Origin of the sequence: Streptomyces sp. NPDC059455 (assembly GCF_042750115.1) — a bacterium.
GTDB lineage: Bacteria > Actinomycetota > Actinomycetes > Streptomycetales > Streptomycetaceae > Streptomyces > Streptomyces endocoffeicus.
On sequence record NZ_JBHYVB010000113.1, the window covers coordinates 35,140 to 37,626 of the forward strand.

Consider the following 2,487-nt stretch of genomic DNA (forward strand, 5'->3'; position numbering starts at 1 on the left):
TCCGGGCCGGTGGAGGCCTCGCCGCCGGGGGGGGGGCGGCTGCTGGCCGCCGGGCGGGCGCTGGGGCGCATTCGCTACGGGGACGTGGCGGCCGCCGCCGCGGCGGCGGCCGCCCGTACGCCCCGGATCGCCCCGGCGACGGCGTACGCCCTCGGGGTGCTCCACGCCGATCAGCGGCATGAGGTCGAGGCGGCCCGCTTCGCGTTCGGCCGGATCTGGCGGCGCGTGTCCGCCGCCAGACCCTCCTGACGGCGGACGGCGGACGGCGGACGGCGGACGACGGGACGGACACCGGACCCGAAGGACCGAAGGACCGAAGGGCAGCCACGCACGACGTAACGCGGAGGACAACGGAGAACCGGGGAGGGAGAGACGGCGGATGAACCGGCGGAATTCCCGTGATGACGGGCTGGTCGGAACGGACACCGGAACGGACACCGGAACGGACACCGGAACGGTCCTGGCGGCGGGCTGTGTGCTGTGGCGCCGGTCCCCGCGCGGCGGCGGGCTCGAGGTCGCCCTCGTCCACCGTCCCCGCTACGACGACTGGTCCCATCCCAAGGGCAAGTTGAAGCACGGCGAGGATGCCCTGCACGGCGCGGTGCGCGAGGTCGCCGAGGAGACCGGTATGGGCTGCGCCCCGGGGGAGGCGCTGCCCACCCTCCACTACATGGCCAAGGGCCGCCCCAAACAGGTCCGCTACTGGGCGGCGGAGGCGGTCGACCACGACGAGACCTTCGTGCCCAACCGCGAGGTCGACCGCATGGTCTGGCTGCCCCCGGACGCGGCCCGCCGCCGCCTCACCTACGACCACGACCGCACCCTCATCGACGCGCTGCTGCACACCCTGCGGCCGTCCTGAACCGATCTCGGTGTCCGCTCAGAGGCTTGACGGTCAGCGCCGGCGCAGGCTCTTGTCCGCGAGCGACGGCGGCACGTAATAGTTGTCCGCCCGGTTGAGGTCGGTACCCGGCGGGACGATCTCGTCGATCCGGTCCAGGACGTCCTCGCTCAGCTCCACCTCGGACCCGGCGAGCAGATCCTCCAGGTGCTCCATGGTGCGCGGGCCGATGATCACCGAGGTGATGGCCGGATGCGCCCGTACGAAGGCGATGGCCATGTGCGGCAGCGAGAGCCCGGCGTCGGAGGCCAGCTTGGCCAGCGCGCCGACCGCCTCCAGCTTGCGCGCGTTGTCGGGCAGCGACGGGTCGAACTTGTGCTTCTCCACGGCCGCCCGGCCGCCGGACAGATCGATGTCGGACGCCTTGGTGTAGCGGCCCGTGAGCCAGCCCGCCGAGAGCGGGCCCCAGCTCAGCACGCCCATCCCGTACTTCCGCGCGGTCGGCAGCACCGCCGCCTCCACGCCGCGCGCCAGGATCGAGTACGGCGGCTGCTCGCTGCGGAACCGCACGTGCCCGCGCCGCTCGGAGACCCACTGGGCCTCCACGATCTGCTCCGCCGGGAAGGTGGAGGAGCCGACGGCGCGCACCTTGCCCGCCCTGACCAGGTCGGACAGGACCGACAGCGTCTCGTCGACGTCCGTCGTCGGGTCCGGCCGGTGAATCTGGTAGAGGTCGATGTAGTCCGTGCCCAGGCGGCGCAGGCTGTTCTCCACCTCATGGGTGATCCAGCGCCGTGAGTTGCCGCCGTGGTTGGGGTCGTCGCCCATCGGGAAATGGGCCTTGGTCGCCAGGACGATGTCGTCGCGGCGACCCTTGAGGGCCTTGCCGACGATCTCCTCGGATTCGCCCGCCGAGTAGATGTCGGCGGTGTCGACGAAGTTGATGCCCGCGTCGAGGGCACGGTGGATGATCCGTACCGAGTCCTCGTGATCGGCGTTGCCCAGGGCGCCGAACATCATCGCGCCCAGGGCGTACTCGCTCACCGAGATGCCGGTTCCGCCCAGGATCCTGCGCTTCATGGCAGCTGCCTTCCTTTGCCTTCCGTGGCCTTTGCCTTCTGTGGCGTCCTGCGCCTTCAGCCTCGGCGCCGGGCGGGGACCTCACCAGGCCCGGTTCAACCTGGGTCTGCCAGAACCACCTGTCCGGCCCAGAATCCGGCGTTGCCCGGATAATGGAGCGATGGGCCATTCCGAACCGGAGATCAAGGGGTTTCTCAAGACGCGCCGCGCCGCGCTCGACCCGGCCGAGCTGGGGCTGCCGGACGGGGTCGTCCGGCGCCGGGTGCGCGGTCTGCGCCGTGAGGAGGTCGCTCAGCGGGCCGGGATCAGCGTCGACTACTACACCCGTATCGAGCAGGGCCGGGCCCCGGCCGTCTCGGACTCGGTGGTCGACGGACTGGCGCGGGCGCTGCGGCTGACCCCGTCCGAGCACACCTATCTGCGCAACATCACCCTGCCCCGGCGGCGCGCCGGGGCGCCCGACCCCGACCCGCGGGGGCCGGGGGGGGGGGCGCATCACGCCAGCGGGGGAGAGCGGGGTGGGCGCGAGCCCCCGCGTGGTATATCGCGCGGGCGGGGGGAATCTG

3 protein-coding genes and 1 pseudogene are annotated in these 2,487 nt (G+C 72.3%); 3 read left to right on the forward strand and 1 reads right to left on the reverse strand.

What is annotated here, in order from left to right:
- Together ACFXB5_RS32660 and ACFXB5_RS32665 are read left to right on the forward strand one after the other, a co-directional pair.
- Positions 1 to 249: pseudogene (locus ACFXB5_RS32660) on the forward strand (hypothetical protein); the annotation flags it as partial.
- A gap of 130 nt (positions 250 to 379) precedes the next feature.
- Positions 380 to 862 carry an NUDIX hydrolase gene (locus ACFXB5_RS32665; RefSeq protein WP_385214638.1) on the forward strand — a complete coding sequence of 161 codons (483 nt, stop codon included), beginning with the start codon at positions 380 to 382 and terminating at the stop codon, positions 860 to 862.
- 33 nt (positions 863 to 895) lie between these two features.
- On the opposite strand, the gene ACFXB5_RS32670 is transcribed toward ACFXB5_RS32665, so the two are convergent.
- Positions 896 to 1,921, reverse strand: coding sequence for an aldo/keto reductase (locus ACFXB5_RS32670; protein ID WP_385214641.1), 1,026 nt, complete (start codon positions 1,919 to 1,921; stop codon positions 896 to 898).
- 160 nt (positions 1,922 to 2,081) lie between these two features.
- Here ACFXB5_RS32670 and ACFXB5_RS32675 point away from each other — a divergent pair.
- The coding region (locus tag ACFXB5_RS32675) for a helix-turn-helix domain-containing protein (RefSeq protein WP_385214643.1) at positions 2,082 to 2,487 on the forward strand (406 nt) is incomplete at its 3' end.